Origin of the sequence: Rhizobium sp. BE258 (genome assembly GCF_031457345.1) — a bacterium.
Classification (GTDB): domain Bacteria; phylum Pseudomonadota; class Alphaproteobacteria; order Rhizobiales; family Rhizobiaceae; genus Rhizobium.
In genome coordinates this window covers 92,959-113,254 of record NZ_JAVDWL010000008.1, presented here as the reverse complement: position 1 = coordinate 113,254, position 20,296 = coordinate 92,959, and the positions used below count along the sequence as shown (strand labels likewise).

The following is a 20,296-nucleotide window of genomic DNA, read 5'->3' as shown; positions in this document are numbered from 1 at the left end:
AATGGCGAGTACCACTCTGCAGACGAGCAACAATCCCGTCGAATGGTATAGCGAGGTTCCGCGCTCGATCCGCTATCACAGCATCATCGGCCTCAGCGTCCTTGCTGCTTCCTTCGGCAGTTTCGGCATCTGGGCCGGCACGGCGCCGCTGGCCTCGGCGATCATCGCGCAGGGCAGCTTCGTTGCCACGGGCAATAACAAGGTCGTCCAGCATCTCGAGGGCGGCATCATCAAGGACATGCGGGTGAGTGAAGGCGACGTCGTCAAGGAAGGTGACGTCCTCCTGACCCTCGACCCGACAGCGGCGCTGTCGAATGACCGCATGCTCAAGCTCCGGCGGCTACGCCTGGAGGCGGTTGTCGCCCGGTTGCGGGCCGAAGCTGCCGGCGACAAGGACCTGAAGATCCCCGCGGTCGTCATGGCCGAGGCCAGCGATCCGGATGTCGGTTCGATTATCCAGAGCCAGAATATCGTGTTCCGCAGCAAGCAGGTCAAACTTGAAGAACAGCTGAACCTGATCGACAAAAACATCGCCTCGCTCGACTTTCGCTTCAAGGGTTATAGCGGCCAGAAGGACTCCTTCGAACGGCAGCTTTCACTGCTCACCGAAGAGCGCGATTCCAAGGCCCGCCTCGTCAAGGTCGGCTACATGCGCAAGACCGACCTGCTGGCGATCGAACGCGCCATGGCTGACGCGATGGGCGATATTTCGCGCTTGCAGGGCGAACTGAACGAGAGCGAAGCCGAAATCGCCAAGTTCCGCCAGGAAGCCGTTATCGCCGTCAACTCCAACAAGCAGGCCGCGCTCGATGCACTTGAAAGCGCTGACTCCGATCTCGACAGCGTGCGCGAACAGGCCCGCGAGGCGCAGGGCGTGCTCGAGCGGACAGTGATCCGTTCGCCCGTCAACGGTACCGTGATCCGTGCCTACTACCACACCGCGGGCGGTGTCATCACCACAGGCAAGCCGATCATGGAAATCCTGCCGGCGCATGTGCCGCTGATCATCGAGGCGCAGGTTCTGCGCACGTCGATCGACCAGCTGCATGAAGGTCAGACGGCCGCCATCCGCCTCTCGGCGTTGAACCGCCGCACGACGCCTGTTCTGAACGGCAAGGTGTTCTACGTCTCGGCGGACTCGATCGAAGAGAATGCAGGTCTGCAGACCAAGGATGTCTATATCGTCCGCGTCGAAATACCGGATTCGGAGATTGCCAAGGTGCATGGGTTCCATCCGGTACCCGGGATGCCGGCAGATGTGCTGATCCAGACATCGGAGCGGACATTCTTCGAATATATCACCAAGCCGATCACCGACAGTATGTCGCGGGCCTTCAAGGAGCGCTGACCGCCCTAGTACGAAGAGATTAGAAGCCTCCCGTTCCGATCTGCAGTATTGTCCTTCACGGGATCGGTTGTTGGAGGCTTCTATGGCGGCCATGTCTGACGTGCTGTTGCGGGTTGGGCGCCTGAACTATGTCTGGACCAATACCGAAAGCCTGCTGATCTATGTCATTGCCCACCTTCTGAAAGTCGAGAAGGACGCGGCGATCGTCGTGTTCCTGACGCTGAACACCACGCGCGCCCGCATCGACCTCGTCGAGCGGCTCGCCAAACTGCACTCCACGCCGCCGGCGGACCGCAAGGCGGTGCTTCAGACAATGGGCCGGCTGAAGCGGGAATCGCGGATGCGCAACAAATACAATCACTGCATCTATTCCTTCGACGACAACGGCCAGATCTCGTCCACGCAGCTGATGCGCCTTGTCGAGGACGACAAGGAAATCCGCTACGGCAAGGTCGAGCAGCTCGATGAGAAAGAGATCCAGGCGCTGGAACACTCGATCGCCGAGATCGTCGCTATCAGCAAATCGCTCTGGGAATTCATCCACGCCAGCGAGCATGCGTCGGCCAACATCTGATCCTATAAAACAGCAGGCTTGCCAAACACATCGGCAAGCGCCGGGATTACCCGCTCAGGGCCCCATAACCCGCAAATGCTAGCCCGATTTGATGCCGGTGTTTTATCCGAACGGCATATTTGATGGCCGCCGTTTCCCCATAGAATGCAGGCTCCCGAACTGTGTAAGGGGTGTTGGGAGGGGGCAATGCGCATTGACGTGATCGACACGGACGCTGGATTCGACCAGCTCCGCGAGCAGTGGGACCGGGTCTATCTGCATGACCCCCACGCACAGCATTTTCTCTCCTGGATCTGGCTCAGATCCTATCTTGCACGGCGGAACCGCTGGTTTGTTCTGGCCTTGCGGGAAAAGCCGGAAGGTTCACCTTACGTCGCCTTCTTTCCGTTACGGGTTCTTACCCAGCATGACGAAAAGACCGGCCTGTTCTTCGACGAGATCGTCATGGCCGGCAATTATTCGGCTGATTATGCCGGGTTTCTCGCTGATCCCGCCTATGAGCGTTTCGCCATCGAAGGCTTCGCGCGCTATCTCAGGCAGCAGAACTGGACGCATCTGAAAGTCGAGTATTTCTATGGCTCGCCGGAGCGGCGCAAAGCCTTCCTGCGTGAACTCGAAGGTCCGGACGTGATGTTTCGCGACAGCGCGATCCGCAACGCCGACAATATCGACAACTGCGTCTGCCCAGTCGTCCTGTTGCCCGACAGCTTCGATGGCTATCTCGACAGCAGCATGAGCAGCCAGTCGCGGCAGAAGCTGCGGCGCTTCCTACGCAAACTGGATTGCGGCGAAGAGTTCCGCATCACCATGGCGACCCCGGAGACGGTCGATCGCGATCTCGACATCCTGTTCCAGTTCTGGCGGACGAAATGGCTGGCGAAGAAGGGGGTGGAACGGATCGACAAGCTGATCAGCGCGACACGCACTTTGCTGATGGACAGCTTTGCGACCGGCAATCTCGACGTGCCCGTGCTCTGGCATGGCGACCGGCCACTCGGCGTGCTTGCCAACATCGTCGACCGGCGGAAGAAAGCCATCCTGTTCTACATCACCGGCCGCGACGAAGAATGGAAGACGCCCTCGCCCGGTCTCATCCTGCACGGCTACTGCATTCGCCGCGCCATCGCCGACGGTTTTGCGACCTACGATTTCCTGCGCGGCACCGAGCCCTACAAATACATGTTCGGCCCAGAGGAGCGACAGCTTTCCTGCACCGTCTTCCGCACTCGGACCGGCCAGAATCTTGGTGGCGTCATCAACCGGCGGAGCATCGATTTCGTCTATGAGCGGGCGCTGGAAATGTACCGGCGCGGCGAGAAGGCCTATGCCGAGGTGGCATTCAAGCAGCTTGCGGTTACCGTTCCCGGCCATATCGGCGCCGAATTCGGTCTCGCCAGCCTGGCGTTCGACAAGGGTGAGCTGCACAATGCCGAGGCAGGTTTCACGGCGCTTGTCGGACGCGTCAAGGACGTGGCGCCCGTCTATCTGAAACTCGGAGAAACGCAGCTGGCGCTCGGCAGCTATGACAAGGCGGCGCTCACCTTCGGCAAGATCATCCAGAATGCCCCCTTCGACGCGCAGGCGCATTACAAGCAGGGTGTGGCGCTCGCCGGCGCCGGACGCAAGGAGGAGGCAGCCCGCGTATTCTCAATGATCGAGCGTTACGATTTCGAGGACGCGATGCAACAGACCTATGTCGAAAAGTCACGCGAAGCCCTTCGGCGCATTGTCAGCGAACAGAGGCCCGCTCAGAAGGTCAGGGCAGCCAAGCCAAAGAAAGTCGCGAAGCGACCGATGCAGCGTCCCGTCCATCTCCAGCTGGAGCGGGAACCGGCGTTCAGCTGACTTCCCGCAAGCGGTTGGTTTTTGAACGCGGGAGTTTCCTGCGCTGTCGAGGCGTGATAATCAGCCGCGCATGAACAAGACCTCTTCCCATTCCCCCATCCACGTCGTCGGCGGCGGCCTTGCAGGCTCCGAAGCAGCCTGGCAGATCGCCCAGGCCGGCGTTCCCGTCATCCTCCACGAGATGCGCGGCGTCCGTGGCACCGACGCGCACAAGACGGACGGCCTTGCCGAGCTCGTCTGCTCGAATTCCTTCCGCTCTGACGATGCCACCAGCAATGCCGTTGGCGTCATCCATGCGGAAATGCGCCTGGCCGGTTCGCTGATCATGGCCTGCGCCGACAAGCATCAGGTACCGGCAGGCGGCGCGCTCGCCGTCGACCGCGACGGCTTTTCTGATGCAGTAACCAAGGCGATCCACGAGCATCCGCTCGTCACCGTGGTGCGCGAGGAAGTCACCGGCCTGCCGCCGAAGGAATGGGATCTGGCGATCGTCGCCACCGGTCCGCTGACGGCGCCGTCGCTCGCGGAGGCCATCCAGGCTGAAACCGGCGCCGATGCATTGGCCTTCTTCGATGCCATCGCGCCGATCGTCTACCGCGAAAGCATCGACATGGATATCTGCTGGTATCAGTCGCGCTACGACAAGGTCGGCCCCGGCGGCACCGGCAAGGACTATATCAACTGCCCGATGGACGAGGCGCAGTACAACGCCTTCATCGACGCGCTGATCGCTGGCGACACCGTCGGCTTCAAGGAATGGGAAGGCACGCCCTATTTCGATGGCTGCCTGCCGATCGAGGTGATGGCCGAGCGTGGCCGCGAAACGCTGCGCCACGGGCCGATGAAGCCGATGGGGCTTACCAACGCCCACAATCCGACTGTCAAGGCCTATGCCGTGGTTCAGCTGCGCCAGGACAATGCGCTCGGCACGCTCTACAATATGGTCGGTTTCCAGACGAAGCTGAAATACGGCGCCCAGGCGGATATCTTCCGAATGATCCCGGGCTTGGAAAATGCCGAATTTGCCCGCCTCGGCGGCTTGCACCGCAACACCTATATCCATTCGCCGACGCTTCTGGACAGCTCCCTGACGCTGAAGTCGCGGCCGGGCCTGCGCTTCGCCGGGCAAATCACCGGCTGCGAAGGCTATGTCGAAAGCGCCAGCGTCGGTCTTCTGGCCGGACGTTTCGCCGCTGCCGAGCGGAAGGGCGAAGAGGTCTCGCTGCCGCCGTCCACGACGGCCCTTGGCTCGCTGCTCGGCCACATTACCGGCGGCCATCTCGTCACCGACGAAGAGCCCGGCAAGCGGTCGTTCCAGCCGATGAACATCAATTTCGGGCTGTTTCCCGAATTGCAGCCGGGCTCGATCGTCAAGCCTGAGGGCGTCAAGCGCTTCCGAGGCAAGGACAAGACGATCATGAAGCGGCAGCTGATCGCCAAGCGGGCGCTTGCCGATTGCGCAGAATGGCTCGGCCAGAGCGTGCCGCTGGCCGAAAGCGCCTGACGGCTTATTGGTTGCTGGCTGCCGGCGCATCTGCCGGCGGCAGCACCAGATCAGCATCGGCGACATAATTGCCGAGCAGCCACAGCGAGACCTCGGACGCTTCCTTAGCGGAAACGAATTCGAAGGTGCTGTTCTGATGCGGGTGGTCGAGGAACTCGATCACCAGTCCCTTGGCGGTCTCCGAGCTTGCAACCCGCACCCTGCCCGGTTGCAGCACGTGGCAGGAGAAGTGCCGGTGCATGCTGCGCATGAAGCCGGCCTTGTTGTCGTGCAATCTGACGAACACCACCTGGCCATCGGCCGTCGCCTGCAGCTGGCGGATCGCTTCGTGCGGGAACGCGCGGTTGAACTCGAGGATCGCGAGACCCATGTCGCGCAGCCCCTCTTCTTCCTTGTTCTGCGACGCCATGCGTGTCGCGACGAAAGCCAGGACAAACAGGCCAGCGAAAATGATCGACCAGATGATAATGCTCAACGCGGTCTCCAATCCCGAATTGCGGTTGCCGCCTTATAATGCCCGAGGCTTGCGCGAGTTTGAACTCGCCTCAGATTTTCTTGCGCATCAAGGAAAAGGTCATTCCCAGCTGACGGCGCCATTGCGGCTGCTGCAACGGCCTGTCGAACAACGCCGCCCCTACCCGTTGCGCCCCTGCCAGCACCGGGCCGGCAAGCGTTGCCGGCAGGAAAGCCGGAAAGACGGAGGGCGGGATTACCGCCTTTTGCGCCTTGGCAAGATGATCGCGGCCGAGCCCGGCAAAGGCTTCGATCGCTGCGGAAATCCGGGTCTTATCGGCGCCTGCGATGAAACTGTCGCGGTCGAGCCCGGTCGCGCTCAGGATCTCCAGCGGAATATAGACCTGGCCGCGGTGGCGGTGCAGCGGCATCAGCAGCAGCATACCTGAAATCGCCTGCGCGACACCCGCATGTCCGGCGGCATCGGCGGATTTCGCCGCGTCCTCCGGCGACAATACCAGGCTTGCCAGCTGGATCAGCGCCGAGGCGGTTTCCCCTGCATAGCCTTCCAGAGACGTGCGGCTCTCCATCGGATCGTCATAGAGATCGAAGATGCGGGATTCGATCATGTCGACCAGCGTCTGCCGCGGCAGGCGGTGGGTTTCGATCGCGCTCAGAAGCTCGGCGGCCACGGGATTTGCTTCGGTCGAGCCATGGGCGCTGCCCTCAAGCAGGTCGCGCCAATATTGCATGCGCACTTCACCCGGGAGGGGCTCGTGCACGAGATCGCGGATCTTGGCGAGCTCGGCATTGAAGGCATAGAGAGCGACAAGCGCTGCACGCTTGTCCGGCGGCGACAGCAGGCTTGCGAGATAGCGGTCCCGGTCGCTGTCGCGCAGCATCGCCAGGCAGATCTCCTGGTTGGTCATTGTCTGCTCGGCCATGGTCAGACCGCGATCAACGCTGCGGCGACGGCCCGCGATTCGGCCAGCATGATATTGTAGGTGCGCACGGCAGCGCCGGTGCTCATCGGATCGGACGAGATTCCGCGGGCCTTCAGCGCCTGCTTCAGCTCGGGCGGCAGGCGTTTCAGTTCCGGGCCGGTGCCGACCAGCAGCACTTCGATATCGCCGGCCTCTTCGAGCACGCGGATGAAATTTTCCGGCGACAGCGGCTTCGTCACGTCCATCTCCCAGCCATAGATGCCCGAAGGCAGGCAAAGGATGGAGCCGCGATGCGACATGTCGGCGAAGCGGAAGCCGCCGTTTCCATAGCTGTCGATGGGCGCCCGGCCGGGAAAATGTGCCGCGCGGATTTCGATGCCTCTTGCCATGACTTAGACTGTAGCCTTTCCGGGTGCGCCGCCCGCGGTCTCGTTTTCGTCCTCGTCGTCATAGGATTTCGGGCGAAGCCTGAAAAGGATCAGGACCGGCGCAGCAATATAGATGGAGGAAAACGTGCCGACGGCAACACCGAAGAGCATGATGAGCGCGAAGGGACGGATCACTTCGCCGCCGAACAATGTCAGCGCCAGAAGCGCGAGTAGCGTCGTGGCCGCCGTCAGGATGGTGCGCGACAGCGTCTGGTTGATAGAGGCGTCGATGAGGATCGGCAGCGGCATGCGCGTGTAGCGCTTCAGGTTCTCGCGCATGCGGTCGTAGACCACCACGGTATCGTTCAGCGAGTAGCCGACGATAACAAGCAGCGCGGCAATGCTCGTCAGATTGAACTCGATGCCCGTGACGACGAAGAAGCCGAGCGTCAGGATGACGTCGTGCAGCGTGGCGATGATGGCGCCGATCGCGAACTGCCACTCGAAGCGGATCCAGATATAGATCAGGATCGCAGCCAGCGATGCCAGAACACCGAGCGTCGCTGTGCGCGCCAGTTCGCCGGAGACGGCCGGCCCGACGACATCGACGCGGCGGAAATCATATTCGTCCTGCAATTCGCTGCGGACCAGCGAGATCGCCGATTGTTCGGCGTTGTCACCGCCGCCCTGCGACTGGAGGCGGATCGCAGCACTGTTCGGATCACGCAGGCGCTTGACCTCGACGTCGCCGAGATTGAGCTCGCTGAGCCGCGAGCGGATATCTTCGAGATCGGCAGGTCCCTGTTTCGAGCGTGCCTCGATCAGCGAGCCGCCGGTGAAATCGACACCGAGATGCAAGCCGGATGCGGCGACGCCCAGCATGCAGACCAGCGACAGCGCGGCAAGCGCCGTGAAGCTGTAGCGGCGGATGCCCATGAAGCGGATAGAGGTGCCGTCGAACACGTCGGTGTGCACGCTTTTCGGCAGATGCTTCAAGCGGCGGCGGCGCACCCAGGCCTCGACCAGCGGACGAGTGAACAGGAATGCGGTGAATGCCGTCGTGACGATGCCGGCCGCCAGCGTTACGGCAAAGCCGCGGATCGCATCGCTGCCGAGATAGAAGAGGATCGCCGACGCGATCAGCGTCGTGATATTGGCATCGACGACGGTCATGAAGGCGCGCGAATACCCCGCCGAGATCGCCTGATCGAGATGCAGTCCGGCCTTCAGTTCTTCGCGGATGCGCTCGTAGATCAGCACGCTGGCATCGACGGCAATGCCGATCATCAGCACGATGCCTGCAACGCCCGGCAGCGTCAGCGGCGCGCCGAGTACGCCGAGAACGGCGATGATCATCAGGACGTTGACGAGCAGCGCGAGGCTGGCGATGACACCGAGCATGCCGTAGAGGCCGATCATCAGCCCGGCAACGAGGACGGCGCCGATGATGCCGGCCAGCAGACCAGCGCGGATCGCGCCGCCGCTGAGCCCCGGATCAATCGTGCGTTCCTCGACGATGGTCAAGCCGGCCGGGAGAGGACCGGAGCGAAGCATTGCTGCCAGATCTTCGGTCTCATCAGGAGCGTAAGCCAGCGGAATGCGGCTGCTGTCGCCCACCTGCAGTTTGCTGATTTCGGGCGCGGCGAGCACCTGATCGTCGAGGAGGACCGCAAGTGTGCGTCCGGCATTCTTTTGGACGAGATCGGCAAAGCGTCTGGACCCGTCGAGATTGAAGTTGAAACTCAGGAACGAGTCGTCGGGCGAATTGCCCGGCTCGACGGCAAAGTCGCCGAGATCCGACTGGTGCATGACCTCGGCGCGTTCGACGAGATAGGCGATCGGCGGATCGTCCTGCGAGTAGACGATCTCGGAACCGGCGGGAACGGTGCCCGCCATGGCATCCTGCGGCGTCACGCTCGCATCGACCAGACGGAAGGTGATCTTGCCCGGCTGGCTGAGCAGATCCTTGAAGCGCTGCGGATCGCCGAGACCGGGGATCTGCACCGTCAGCCGGTCGCGGCCCTCGGTGGTGATCACAGGATCGGCTCCGCCGGCTTCGACGGCGCGATGCGCGACGATGGCGATCGAGCGTTGCAGGGCCGATGCCAGGTCGCGATCGATCGACTTGCCCGAGATTGCAAGGTTCAGCTGCCCGTCGGCACTCTTCGTGATCGTGAAATCGGGATCTGCTGATCCGCCCGAGGCGACTGCCAGCGGCGAAAGCAATGATGCGGCTTGGTCGGTCTGCGCGGGATCGGTAATGCGGACCTGGATGGTCTGATCGTTGCCTGCCAGACCGGTATAGCGGATATTCGCGTCGCGGAGCCGCGAACGAACACTGGCGACCGTGTTTTCGAGCCGGTTCTTGACGATATCGGCCCGCTCGATCTTCACCACCAGATGCGCCCCGCCCTCGATATCGAGGCCCGGCGTCAGCGCCTTATGCGGCAGCCATTGCGGCAGTGAAGAAAGCGTGTTGGCGGAGAAGAGATTTGGCGCGGCGGCCAATGCCGCCGCGGCGACGACAAGCCAGATCAGAAATGTTTTCCAACGGGAAAAGTGGTGCATGCTGCCTTTCCGATCCGGCTCGTCTGAAGCCGGTCTTTATGCGGCGTCTGCCTTGACGGGCTCGCCCTTGACGCGGACGTCTGCAATGCCGCTGCGGACGACGCGAACGCGAACGCCATCAGCAATTTCCACTTCCACTTCCTTGTCGTCAACGACCTTCGTGACCTTGCCGACGAGACCGCCGGCGGTAACGACCTGGTCGCCGCGGCGAATGGCGGAAAGGGTCTCGGCGCGCTTCTTGGCCTGGGCGCGCTGCGGACGGATCAGCAGGAAATACCAGACGACCATCAGAGGCACGAACAGGATGATCATTTCGAAGCCGGAGCCGAATGGCGACGCGGCAGTATCCGTTGCGGCCTGGGCAAATGCCGGGGTGATGAACATTGATAAACTCCTCAGCTGCGGGCGGCGAAATTCCGCCTCTCTTTTCAGTGGCCGGACTATAGTTGCGGTAAGAACGAATGCAACAAAAACAGCCGTGAGGCGTACCGAATCCGCCGCCTGATAACCTTTCGGCTGTGGAAAGGCCATGTTACGCCGCCACGAAGGACAAGAGGCGGTTCGCCGCAGTCTATTTTCAGGAGGACATAGCATGGCTGAAGAGATCAACAGCGTCATCCTGCAGGAATTGAAGCGGCTAACGGCAGCCGTCGAGCGGCTTGCCGGTCCCGCCCCTGCCGTGAACGACTGTAACGCCGCGGACTGTTTTGTCTGGTCCCCCGCCCGCCAGCACCTGCAGCCCGTGGCACGGCCGAACCGCGTGGCGCTGAAGCTCATCCGCGGCGTCGACCACGTGCGCGATATCCTGCATGAAAACACCGTGCGTTTCGCCGACGGCTTTCCGGCCAACAACGTGCTCCTGTGGGGCGCACGCGGCATGGGCAAGTCGTCGCTGGTCAAGGCAGTGCACGAGGATGTCAGGCGCGAAAGCGGCGTTTCGCTGAAGCTGGTTGAGGTTCATCGCGAAGACATCGCCAGCCTGCCTGCCCTTCTCGACCTGATGAAGGATGTGCCGCACCGGATCATCGTTTTCTGCGACGACCTCTCCTTCGATCATGACGACACGGCCTACAAGTCGCTGAAGGCGGCCTTGGATGGCGGCGTCGAAGGGCGGCCCGACAATGTGCTTTTCTATGCCACGTCCAACCGCCGCCATCTGCTGCCGCGCCACATGATGGAAAACGAGCAGTCGACGGCGATCAATCCATCGGAAGCGGTGGAAGAGAAGGTATCGCTTTCGGATCGTTTCGGTCTCTGGCTCGGCTTCCACAAGTGCAGCCAGGAAGACTATTTGACGATGATCGACGGCTATGCCGATCATTTCAAGCTGACGCTCGATCGCGACAAGATGCGGGCCGAGGCGCTGGAATGGGCAACCACGCGCGGCGCGCGCTCCGGCCGTGTCGCCTGGCAGTATATCCAGGACCTGGCTGGCCGCATGCGCATCAATCTTCCCCGCGACTGATGCTGCTGGCCCTCGCCCAAAACGCAAAAAGCCCGGCGCAAGGCCGGGCTTTCGCATTTCCCCGTACGCGCTAACTATTCGAGGAAGGTGATCGGGTTGACCGGCGAGGCATCCTTGCGGACTTCGAAATGGACCTGCGGCTGCTTGACGTTGCCGCTCATGCCGGAGACAGCGACGGTCTGGCCGCGCTGGATTTTCTGGCCGCGGGTAACGCTCAGCGTATCGGCATTGCCGTAAACGGTAACCGTGCCGTCGTCGTGGCGGACGAGAACGGTGTTGCCGAGCTCCTTCAGGCCGTTGCCTGCATAGATGACGACGCCGTTTTCAGCAGCCTTGATCGGTGTGCCCTGCGGAACCGAGATATCGATACCGTCGTTGCGGCTGCCGTTGACGTTGGCGCCGTAGGCAGCGATGACCGCACCGCGGACCGGCCAGCGATACTTGCCGATGCCGGTTGCCTCAGGCGCTGCGGAAGCAACATCGGACTTCTTCTCGACTTCATCGACGGTCTGCGTTGCCGCGGGCGCCTTGTAGCCCGCAGGCTGGTTCGACGCGGTCTCGGTTGCGGCAGGCGCGGCAGCCTTCGGCTCTGCGGCCTTGGCCGGGATCGAAGCCGTCTTCATCTGGTCGGTTCCGGCAGAGCCGCCCGGAATGGTCAGCGTCTGGCCGATGCGGATCGAGCTTGCCTGCAGATTGTTGGCCTGCTTGATAGAGTCGACGCTGGCGCCGGTGGCCTTGGCGATCTTGGCGAGCGAGTCACCCTGCTTGACGGTATAGCTTCCGGCGCCGCCGGGAGCCTTGCCGCCGGCAGCTGCAACCTTGCCCATGGCACCGTCAGCGCTGACCTGCGACTTGTCGCGTGCCGTATTGGCACCCGGCAGAACGGCGACGTTCTGCTCCGGCGTCTTGTAGGGCTCCGGAGCCTTGCCCGGCTTGGAGAGGTCAGCCGTCTGCGAGGCGGCCTTGGCCGCGTTGCTGCCGCCGTTGAAGGTCGGGATCAGGATCGACTGGCCGGGCTTGACGGCCGAAGCGGACTTCATGCCGTTCGCACGGAGGATTTCGTTTTCAGGAACACCATAGCGGCGTGCCAGCACAGCGAGGCTTTCGCCCGGACGAACAGTGACGGACGGAGCGTTGGCTGCAGACCAGCCGGTTGCCTTTGGCGTCGAACCCGTTGTCAGCGTGTCAGGTGCTGCAAGCTTCGGAGCAGTCTGCAGCTTGCGCGGTGCGGAAGCCGACTGCGATGCGGGGAACGGCTGAGCCAGGGCTTCCTGGCGTTCGCGGGATGCGACGGGAGCAGCTGCGCCCGGCGCCGAGAGCTCGGAGCGCTGAACCGTGACCGGCGCCGATGCGATGCGGGCATTGGAGCGGATCGCGCCAGTGGAAGCCGGGTAAGGCTGATTGTACGACTGGTTGCCGTAGGACTGATTGTTGTTGCCGTAGGCCGGCTGCATGGCGCCACCGCCCTGCATGTCGCCCTGCGGTACGGGATCGCCCTGCAGTCCGCTCATGCTGCGGCGCGGGACCGAACCCGTTGCCATCTGATCCTGACCGGAGCCGAAAAGACCACCGCTGAAGCGCGAAACATCTGAACTGCAGCCTGTCGCTGCACTCGCCAGCAAGGCGACGGCCAGAAGATTGAAGGCCGATTTTCCGAACTTTGGCGATACACAAAAACTCATGATACGACCCACTCACAACGCAACCATTTGTGGGAGTATTAAAGCGCGTTAGTATTACCACGCGGTTAAAGCGCTGGAATTGGAGCAGTTTTTTAGAGGAATTGATAACCATAGTCTTTCGGGTGAAAAATCGCACCCCGCGAAAGCGGCGCGAAATGCGCGCAGATCAGAGCTGCGAAGCGACCCGTGGAACGATCGGCAGATAGGGAACGGTGAAGAGTTCCTCGCGCTCGAAGCGGCTGCCGGTTTTCGTCAACCGCACCATCCGGCATTCTTCGTCCGATATCATCAGCGGCGCGATCATCGATCCGCCGGAGACCAGCTGATCGGTATAGACGCGCGGCATCGAGGCGAACGCGGCGGTCACGAGAATGCGGTCGAAGGTGCCCTCGCCCTGCAGGCCGTTGCTGCCATCGGCCTGGCGGACGATGATATTGCGCAGGCTGAGCTGATCCATGCGCTTCTGCGCATTGACCACCAGCGTCTTGTAACGGTCGATGGTCAGAACCCGTTCGGCAATCCGGCCCATGACGGCGGCCATGAAGCCGCTGCCGGTGCCGACCTCGAGAACGCGCTGGCCGGGCTTGACCTTCAGATGATGGAGAATGCGGACGGCAAGATCGACGCCTTCAAGAAACGAGCCGCACTCGATCGGGATCGTCCGTGTTGAATAGGCCTCATCGGCAAACTGCGCCGGAACAAAGCGCGAGCGCGGCGTCTGCTCGACCGCCGTCAGAAGGTCGATATCGGAAATACCCTGGGCCCGCAGTCTCAGGACGAGAGCCGCAAAACCTTCCTTCTCGACCAGCTGTGACGTCAATGCCTGCTTACTCCGTAACCGAAAGCGCCCGCTCGACGCGGTCCTTCACGGAATAATCAGTCAGATCCAGTTTCAAAGGTGTTACCGAAATCTTATTATGCTTCAAAGCGTGGATATCGGTGCCTTCGGCGAAGGCGCCGGCGCGCTCGCCGAACTTCAGCCAGTAGTACGGAAAGCCCCGGCCATCCGAGCGGGCGTCGACCTGCAGGTTGAAGGCAAGCTTGCCCTGTGCGGTAACCTCGACCCCATCGACGTCTTCGGGACGGCAGTTCGGGAAGTTCAGGTTGAGGAAGGTGCCCTCCGGCAGATCGACATTCATCAGCTTCTGCAGCAGAGCCGGTGCATGTGCCTCGCAGACCTCCCATGGCACAATGCGAGCGCCGTCCGCATAGACATAGGCCTGGCTGAGAGCGAAGGAGCGTACCCCCTGCATCGTGCCTTCGATGGCGCCAGCGATCGTGCCGGAATAGGTCACGTCATCGGCGACGTTGGAACCGGAATTGACGCCGGACAGGATGAGATCCGGCTTGATGTCCATGACCTGCTTGACGCCCATGATCACGCAATCGGTCGGTGTGCCGCGCAGCGCGAAGTGCTTGTCGGAAACCTTGCGCAGGCGCAGCGGCTCCGACAGACTCAGCGAATGGGCAAGACCGCTCTGATCAGTCTCGGGTGCCACGATCCAGACGTCGTCGGAGAGAGTGCGCGCAATCCGCTCAAGGGCTGCGAGGCCTTCGGCATGAATGCCATCGTCATTGGTGAGCAGAATGCGCATGGTCTCAGGCCGCCCGTTCGATCTTCTTCAAGCCGCCCATATAGGGAAGCAGCACATCGGGGATAGTCACCGAGCCGTCTTCGTTCAGGTAGTTTTCCAGAACGGCGATCAGGCAGCGGCCGACGGCGGTACCCGAGCCGTTTAGCGTGTGAACGAATCTGGTGCCCTTCTCGCCCTTGACGCGGTAGCGCGAATCCATGCGCCGTCCCTGGAAATCGCCGCAGACCGAGCAGGAGGAGATTTCGCGGAAGGTATCCTGCCCCGGCAGCCAGACTTCCAGATCGTAGGTCTTGCGGGCGCCGAAACCCATGTCGCCGGTGCAGAGCGTCATGGTGCGGAAATGCAGGCCGAGGCGCTTCAGCACCTCTTCGGCACAGGCGGTCATCCGCTCGTGCTCGGCGACCGCGCTTTCCGCGTCGGTGATCGATACGAGCTCGCACTTCCAGAACTGGTGCTGGCGCAGCATGCCGCGGGTATCGCGGCCGGCAGAACCGGCTTCCGAGCGGAAGGACGGGGTCAGCGCCGTGAAGCGCAGCGGCAGCTTTTCCTGCTCGAGGATTTCGGCAGAGACGAGATTGGTGAGCGTCACCTCAGCCGTCGGGATCAGCCAGCGCCCATCCGTCGTCTTAAAGAGGTCGTCGGCGAATTTCGGAAGCTGGCCCGTGCCGAACATCGCCTCGTCGCGTACCATCAGCGGCGACGACACCTCGGTGTAGCCATGCTCGCCGGTATGCAGGTCGATCATGAACTGGCCGAGCGCCCGCTCCAAACGCGCCAGCGGGCCGGTCAGGACCGTGAAACGCGAGCCGGAAAGCTTGGTCGCGCGGTCAAAATCCATGTAGCCGAGCGCTTCGCCGATTTCGAAATGCTCCTTGGGCGTATGGTTCCAGCGCGGCTTTTCACCGATCGTGCGCGTGACGACATTGCCGCTCTCGTCGACGCCGACAGGAACGTCATCGAACGGGATGTTCGGGATGCGTGATAGCGCGTCGTTGAGTTCGGCGGTGAACTGGCGCTCGTCGTCTTCGGCAGCCGGCAGCGTCACCTTGATGTCGGCGACTTCGGCCTTCAGTTTCTCGGCAAGCTCGGTGTTCTTCTGCGCCATCGCCGCGCCGATCTCCTTCGAGGCGGTGTTGCGGCGTGACAGCAGGTCCTGCGCCTTCTGCACGGCGGAGCGGCGCTTCTCATCGAGGGCTACGAGGGACTGGGCCAAAGCGTCCGCACCACGCTTTGCAAGCGCGGCGTCTAGAGCCTCGGGGTTCTCACGGATCCATTTGATATCGAGCATTGTCGTTCCGGGTCGTTACAAAACAGGAACCGGCCGGAGCCTGACCTGGCTGCGGCCGGAAGATACGGAAGCGTACGGGAAGAGATTGCGAAGCCGCTCAGACGCTGTCCGTGTTGGCAACATCCGCGGATCGTTCCGCCTCTTCGACCGACTGCCGCGCACGCTGGCGCTCGACGAGTCGAGCCGCGTGGATTGCAATCTCGTAGAGAAGGATCGTCGGCAGTGCAAGACCGATCTGGGACATCGGATCGGGCGGTGTCAGAACCGCAGCGACGATGAAGGCCATGACGATCGCGAACTTGCGCTTTTCGGCAAGCCACTGCGAGGTGAGCAGGCCGACGCGGGCGAGCAGCGTGGTGATGACGGGGAGCTGGAAGACCAGGCCGAAGGACAGCACCAGCGTCATGATCAGGCTCAGATATTCCGAGACCTTCGGCAGCAGCGAGATGGCGACGTCGCCATGGCCCGGCGTCTGCTGCATGGCCAGGAAGAACCACATGACCATCGGCGTGAAGAAGAAATAGACGAGTGCGGCGCCGAGCAGGAACAGGATCGGCGAGGCGATCAGGAACGGCAGGAAGGCCGCGCGCTCGTTCTTGTAGAGGCCGGGCGCCACGAACTTGTAGATCTGCGCGGCGATGATCGGGAATGCGATCACCACGCCGCCGAACATGGCGACCTTCACCTGCGTGAAGAAGAATTCCTGCGGCGCCGTGTAGATCAGCTGTGCCTTGTCGACATCCATGCCCGCCCAGATGACCGCGAGCTTGTACGGATAGACGAGGTAGTTGAAGAGATGCTTGGCAAAGAAGAAGCAGACGATGAAGGCGATGAAAAACGCGCCGATCGACCACATCAGCCGCCGGCGCAGCTCCATGAGGTGCTCGATCAAGGGCTGCGGCTTGTCTTCGATATCGCCGCTCATGCCTCATCCTTTTTCGTTGCCGCTGCCTTCTTCGGAGCAGCTGCGGTCTTCTTTGCTGGTGTGGCCTTTGCGGCCACGGTCTTGGCAGGCGCCTTTGCCGGGGCCGCCTTGGCGGCCGCAGTCTTTGCCGGAGCGGCAGAGGCCTTGGCAGCCGGTGCAGGCTTTGCCTTGGCCGCGGGAGCGGCAGCCACGGGCTCAACCTTTGCAGCAGCCACGGCACGCGGTTTGCGCACGGCCTTCGGCTTTTCAACGGCCGCGGCAACAGCCGGCTCGGGCAGCGGCGCCACGATCGGCGGCGTTTCCGGCAGGCTCATCGACGGTTCCGGGACGCTGACAGGCGGCACGTCGGTCTTGTTCTCGACCTTGGTGGCGCTCTGCAGATCTGCCTTGATGTCGTTGCCCATCTGGCGCAGCGGGTTCATCGCCTCGCGCAGCGTATTGGCCGGGTTCAGACGCTGGGCGTCGGCGAGTGTCTGACGCACCTCGTCGAGATCTGCCTCACGCAGCGCCTCGTCGAACTGTGCGCGGAATTCACCGGCGACCTTCTTGGCGCGCTGGGTCATTTTTCCAAACGCACGCAGCATCGGCGGCAGGTCTTTCGGACCGACCACAACAATCAACACGACCGCGATGACGAGCAGCTCGGTCCAGCCAATATCGAACATTCAAGGCTCCTGGATGGGAAGCGGGGCAAGCCACCCGTTTCCGGACTGGTTACTTCGTTTCGTCGGCCTTGTGATCGACGGTCTTGCCGTCGACCGGCGCGTCCTCGTCGTTCATGCCCTTCTTGAAGCTCTTGATGCCCTTGGCGACGTCGCCCATCAATTCCGGGATCTTGCCGCGACCGAACAACAACAGCACGATGACCAGAACGATCAACCAGTGCCACATGCTAAAAGAACCCATTACGCATACTCCCTGTTGCGATGTCTCTTCGATGTAAGAGTTTCCGCCATCGTTTCCAACACCAAAATTCCCCTTGGATTGACGCTTAATGTCACGGCTTCGGCCATTGTGACAAGTCATTGCGCCATCGAATTATGGTGATCACTATTGTTTTCGCCCTCGGTGTCAAAACAAAGACCAGCAACCGCTAATCTTCGGAGGCGCCGCCGGGGGCAAGAAGACCCAATTCCTCCAGATCCATCTGGGTGATCGGGTCCTCATCCTCCGTCAGTTCATCGCTCATCAGCGGTGACGGAATATTGAAATTCGCCGGGATACGGCCAGAGAGCAGCCCTGCCCCCTTGAGCTCTTCGATACCCGGCAGATCGCGCAGTTCCTCGAGGCCGAAATGGTCGAGAAAGTCCCGCGTGGTGCCGAGCGTGACGGGACGTCCGGGGGTGCGGCGGCGGCCGCGGAAACGAACCCATCCGGCCTCCATCAGCACATCGAGCGTGCCGCGGGATGTCTGGACGCCTCTTATGTCCTCGATCTCGGCGCGCGTCACCGGCTGGTGATAGGCGATGATCGCCAGGACCTCGAGCGCGGCCCGCGAAAGCTTCTTCGCCTCGTTCTCATCACGGCGGATCACAAATGAGAGATCGGCCGCCGTGCGGAAGGCCCAGGCGTCGTCGACCTGCACAAGATTGACCCCGCGCGGCGCATATTGCTCCTTCAACCGGAGCATGATGGCGCGGACATTGAAGTGCTTGGCAATGCGATCGGCGATGAAGGCTTCCGACACGGGCTGTGACGAGGCGAAGACCAGCGCCTCGGCGATACGCTCTGCCTCGAGCTCCGCCTGGAAATCCCGGCTTTCGGTGCCCTCGCCTTCCTCTCCGCCGATATCGTCCTCAGGATCGATCACAGCGGTGTCTCCTGCTCGATAACTTGCAATGTGGCGTGCTTCGGTCCGCGGCGCATGTAGAGTGGCTCAAAGGCGCCCTCCTGGCGGATTTCGAGCTTGCCCTCGCGCACCAGCTCCAGCGACGCCGCAAAGGCGCTGGCAATCGCCGTGACGCGTTCTTCCGGCGAGGTCATGTATCGCAGCAGGTAGTGCTCCAGCGCCGTCCAGTCGGAAACGTCACCGATCATCCGGGTCAACAGCTCGCGCGCTTCGGTCAGCGACCAGACGGTGCGCCGCGCGATCGTGACCTGCGTCACCGCCTGACGCTGGCGCAGCGACGCATAGGCGGTCAGGAGATCATACAGGCTGGCATCGTAGGCGGACCGGTGGCGATCCGGGATATGTTCGGGCGCACCGCGAGCGAAGATATCGCGGCCGAGACGGTTGCGGTTGACGAGACCGCTGGCGGCCTCACGCATCGCTTCCAGGCGTTTCAGGCGGAAGGCAAGCGTTGCCGCCATCTCCTCGCCCGACGGGCCGTCGTCCTTGATCTGCTGCGGGATCAGGAGGCGCGATTTCAGATAGGCAAGCCAGGCCGCCATGACGAGGTAATCGGCGGCCAGTTCGATGCGGATGCGGCGGGCGCTGTCGACAAACAGCAGATACTGCTCGGCAAGTGCCAGAACCGAGATCCGCGACAGATCGACCTTCTGATTACGGGCGAGATAAAGCAGCAGGTCCAACGGGCCCTCGAAGCCCGCGACGTCGATCACCAGCGCCGGCTCGTGGGTGGCGCGTTCGGCCCCGTTATCCTGCCATAGCTTGTCCATCGGCGTTGCTGACGACGGCGACCGCTCGGGACCCTTGACTACGTTCAACTCTGCCTCGCTTCCAGTTTTCAGACGGTGGCGAACATCGCATCGAATTCACTGCGGATTGCAGCTTCCTCGGATTGATCGGGCTTCGGCATGCCGGCCAGGACCGCGTCGGCGCGCTTCAGCGAAGCGTCCGACAGGACCGGAACATTGGCGACCACCTGCAGCATCTCGTCCATGTGGCCGTTGCAATGCAGCACGATATCGCATCCGCCTGCAATGATATTCGCGGCGCGCTCGCCGATCGTGCCAGCCAGCGCGTTCATCGATGTATCATCGGAAAGCAACAGGCCGTTGAAGCCGATGTGGCTGCGGATGACGCCGTCGATCACCTTGCGGGACGTGGTTGCCGGATTGGCATCGTCGATCGCCGTGAAGACGACATGGCAGGTCATCGCCGCGAGTTCATCCTTCATGGCGATGAAGGGCGGGAAGTCGTGGGCTTCGAGCTCCTCGCGCGAAACGGTGACGACGGGGAGTTCATGATGGGAATCCGCAAAGCCGCGGCCGTGACCGGGCATATGCTTCATCACGGGCAATACGCCGCCGGCCTTCAAACCATCGCTGGCAGCACGGCCCATCGCGGTCACCGTCTGGGGATCGCCGCCATAGGCGCGGTTGCCGATGACATTGCTGCTGCCTTCGACCGGCACGTCGAGCACCGGCAGGCAATCGACATTGATGCCGAACTTCAGAAGATCGAACGCGTGCAGGCGCGACATCAGCCAGGCGGCGCGAAGCCCCTGCTCCCGATCCTGGCGATAGATGTCGCCGAGCGCCTGACCGGATGGATAGTGCTTCAGAATCGGCGGACGGATACGCTGGACGCGACCGCCCTCCTGGTCGATCAGCACAGGCGCGTGCCAGCCGACGCTTTCGCGCATCTCGGCGACGAGATCGGCGATCTGCTGCGGCTCGGAGATGTTGCGTCCAAAAAGAATGAAGCCCCAGGGGCGCTCGGCCCTGTAGAAGGCCTTTTCTTCCGGGGTCAGTGACAGGCCGCTACAGCCCAGGATCATCGCTTTTGATTCGGTCATACCCGAATCATAGAGGTGCTGAGGCGAATTGCGATA

General features: G+C 62.2%; 20 protein-coding genes. 5 read left to right on the top strand and 15 right to left on the bottom strand.

Going from position 1 to position 20,296, the window contains the following annotated elements; all coding sequences use genetic code 11:
• Nucleotide 1 precedes the first annotated feature (1 nt).
• The 4 genes from J2X43_RS25365 (at nucleotide 2) to trmFO (ending at nucleotide 5,271) form a co-directional block, all read left to right on the top strand.
• Nucleotides 2-1,348 (top strand): HlyD family type I secretion periplasmic adaptor subunit, encoded by a 1,347-nt coding sequence (locus tag J2X43_RS25365; RefSeq protein ID WP_112518651.1) that lies wholly within the window; start codon nucleotides 2-4, stop codon nucleotides 1,346-1,348.
• Between the two features lie 82 nt (nucleotides 1,349-1,430).
• A complete protein-coding gene (locus J2X43_RS25360) occupies nucleotides 1,431-1,922 on the top strand; it encodes a hypothetical protein (protein ID WP_112387985.1) in 492 nt (163 codons plus the stop codon).
• A gap of 186 nt (nucleotides 1,923-2,108) precedes the next feature.
• The gene (locus tag J2X43_RS25355; RefSeq protein ID WP_310298994.1) at nucleotides 2,109-3,767 is read left to right on the top strand and encodes a GNAT family N-acetyltransferase; all 1,659 of its coding nucleotides are present in this window, start codon (nucleotides 2,109-2,111) and stop codon (nucleotides 3,765-3,767) included.
• A 70-nt stretch (nucleotides 3,768-3,837) separates the two neighbouring features.
• Nucleotides 3,838-5,271: a methylenetetrahydrofolate--tRNA-(uracil(54)-C(5))-methyltransferase (FADH(2)-oxidizing) TrmFO gene (trmFO, locus tag J2X43_RS25350; protein WP_310298991.1), complete on the top strand. Its 1,434-nt coding sequence runs from the start codon at nucleotides 3,838-3,840 to the stop codon at nucleotides 5,269-5,271.
• A gap of 4 nt (nucleotides 5,272-5,275) precedes the next feature.
• Here trmFO and J2X43_RS25345 read toward each other — a convergent pair whose 3' ends face one another.
• The 5 genes from J2X43_RS25345 to yajC all read right to left on the bottom strand — a co-directional run bounded on the left by J2X43_RS25345 (nucleotide 5,276) and on the right by yajC (nucleotide 9,988).
• Complete coding sequence (locus tag J2X43_RS25345) at nucleotides 5,276-5,746, bottom strand: hypothetical protein (protein WP_310298988.1); 471 nt, start codon at nucleotides 5,744-5,746, stop codon at nucleotides 5,276-5,278.
• Between the two features lie 70 nt (nucleotides 5,747-5,816).
• The gene (locus J2X43_RS25340; RefSeq protein ID WP_310298986.1) at nucleotides 5,817-6,668 is read right to left on the bottom strand and encodes a phytoene/squalene synthase family protein; all 852 of its coding nucleotides are present in this window, start codon (nucleotides 6,666-6,668) and stop codon (nucleotides 5,817-5,819) included.
• Between the two features lie 2 nt (nucleotides 6,669-6,670).
• Nucleotides 6,671-7,057 carry an Mth938-like domain-containing protein gene (locus J2X43_RS25335; protein WP_112518656.1) on the bottom strand — a complete coding sequence of 129 codons (387 nt, stop codon included), beginning with the start codon at nucleotides 7,055-7,057 and terminating at the stop codon, nucleotides 6,671-6,673.
• Between the two features lie 3 nt (nucleotides 7,058-7,060).
• Nucleotides 7,061-9,604 carry a protein translocase subunit SecDF gene (gene secDF, locus J2X43_RS25330; RefSeq protein ID WP_310298981.1) on the bottom strand — a complete coding sequence of 848 codons (2,544 nt, stop codon included), beginning with the start codon at nucleotides 9,602-9,604 and terminating at the stop codon, nucleotides 7,061-7,063.
• A 36-nt stretch (nucleotides 9,605-9,640) separates the two neighbouring features.
• Nucleotides 9,641-9,988 carry a preprotein translocase subunit YajC gene (yajC, locus tag J2X43_RS25325; protein WP_112387978.1) on the bottom strand — a complete coding sequence of 116 codons (348 nt, stop codon included), beginning with the start codon at nucleotides 9,986-9,988 and terminating at the stop codon, nucleotides 9,641-9,643.
• Nucleotides 9,989-10,196: 208 nt separating this feature from the next.
• Here yajC and J2X43_RS25320 point away from each other — a divergent pair, with 208 nt between their 5' ends.
• A complete protein-coding gene (locus J2X43_RS25320) occupies nucleotides 10,197-11,069 on the top strand; it encodes an ATP-binding protein (protein ID WP_310298977.1) in 873 nt (290 codons plus the stop codon).
• 74 nt (nucleotides 11,070-11,143) lie between these two features.
• On the opposite strand, the gene J2X43_RS25315 is transcribed toward J2X43_RS25320, so the two are convergent.
• The 10 genes from J2X43_RS25315 to nagZ all read right to left on the bottom strand — a co-directional run bounded on the left by J2X43_RS25315 (nucleotide 11,144) and on the right by nagZ (nucleotide 20,260).
• Entirely contained in the window at nucleotides 11,144-12,751 is a 1,608-nt protein-coding gene (locus J2X43_RS25315) for a peptidoglycan DD-metalloendopeptidase family protein (protein ID WP_310298973.1), read from the bottom strand.
• A 166-nt stretch (nucleotides 12,752-12,917) separates the two neighbouring features.
• Entirely contained in the window at nucleotides 12,918-13,571 is a 654-nt protein-coding gene (locus J2X43_RS25310) for a protein-L-isoaspartate(D-aspartate) O-methyltransferase (RefSeq protein ID WP_112387975.1), read from the bottom strand.
• 7 nt (nucleotides 13,572-13,578) lie between these two features.
• Complete coding sequence (gene surE, locus J2X43_RS25305) at nucleotides 13,579-14,346, bottom strand: 5'/3'-nucleotidase SurE (RefSeq protein ID WP_310298969.1); 768 nt, start codon at nucleotides 14,344-14,346, stop codon at nucleotides 13,579-13,581.
• A gap of 4 nt (nucleotides 14,347-14,350) precedes the next feature.
• Complete coding sequence (gene serS, locus J2X43_RS25300) at nucleotides 14,351-15,634, bottom strand: serine--tRNA ligase (protein ID WP_310298965.1); 1,284 nt, start codon at nucleotides 15,632-15,634, stop codon at nucleotides 14,351-14,353.
• A 97-nt stretch (nucleotides 15,635-15,731) separates the two neighbouring features.
• The gene (tatC, locus tag J2X43_RS25295) at nucleotides 15,732-16,559 is read right to left on the bottom strand and encodes a twin-arginine translocase subunit TatC (protein ID WP_112387972.1); all 828 of its coding nucleotides are present in this window, start codon (nucleotides 16,557-16,559) and stop codon (nucleotides 15,732-15,734) included.
• The gene (gene tatB / locus J2X43_RS25290; protein ID WP_310298962.1) at nucleotides 16,556-17,224 is read right to left on the bottom strand and encodes a Sec-independent protein translocase protein TatB; all 669 of its coding nucleotides are present in this window, start codon (nucleotides 17,222-17,224) and stop codon (nucleotides 16,556-16,558) included. Before tatB ends, tatC begins: the two co-directional genes overlap by 4 nt.
• Nucleotides 17,225-17,273: 49 nt before the next feature.
• On the bottom strand, nucleotides 17,274-17,465 hold the full coding sequence (locus J2X43_RS25285) for a twin-arginine translocase TatA/TatE family subunit (RefSeq protein ID WP_112387970.1): 192 nt from the start codon (nucleotides 17,463-17,465) through the stop codon (nucleotides 17,274-17,276).
• 187 nt (nucleotides 17,466-17,652) lie between these two features.
• On the bottom strand, nucleotides 17,653-18,369 hold the full coding sequence (gene scpB, locus J2X43_RS25280) for an SMC-Scp complex subunit ScpB (RefSeq protein ID WP_310298960.1): 717 nt from the start codon (nucleotides 18,367-18,369) through the stop codon (nucleotides 17,653-17,655).
• Entirely contained in the window at nucleotides 18,366-19,226 is an 861-nt protein-coding gene (locus J2X43_RS25275; RefSeq protein ID WP_112387968.1) for a ScpA family protein, read from the bottom strand. Before J2X43_RS25275 ends, scpB begins: the two co-directional genes overlap by 4 nt.
• Before the next feature lie 20 nt (nucleotides 19,227-19,246).
• Complete coding sequence (gene nagZ, locus J2X43_RS25270) at nucleotides 19,247-20,260, bottom strand: beta-N-acetylhexosaminidase (protein ID WP_310298956.1); 1,014 nt, start codon at nucleotides 20,258-20,260, stop codon at nucleotides 19,247-19,249.
• Nucleotides 20,261-20,296 lie beyond the last annotated feature (36 nt).